Below are 255 nucleotides of genomic sequence, written 5' to 3' on the forward strand. Positions count from 1 at the left end.
ATCTGCGCTGTATCGCCAGCTGCTGAGCCTTTTCCGCCGTCGCGCAGCCTTGGTTCAGGCTCGAGTGGCTCTGGTACAAAGCTGGGCTAACGAGCCGCTGCTGAAGACCGCTTTCGCCGAACAAATTGCAGCCATGCAGAGGCTTGAGACATTGATCGAGAAAACGATCAAGGATCATCTGAGGGATGCTGGTTTGCTGGGTCAGCTGAACCGTTGCTTGAAGGTTGAGGGCATTGGCTTTCTGACCGGAGCCCG

1 pseudogene is annotated in these 255 nt (G+C 56.5%); it reads left to right on the forward strand.

What is annotated here, in order from left to right:
* Positions 1-255, forward strand: a pseudogene (locus IB266_RS30575) (IS110 family transposase); the annotation flags it as partial.

The organism is Pseudomonas sp. Pdm06 (assembly GCF_014851795.1).
Classification (GTDB): domain Bacteria; phylum Pseudomonadota; class Gammaproteobacteria; order Pseudomonadales; family Pseudomonadaceae; genus Aquipseudomonas; species Aquipseudomonas fluorescens_AA.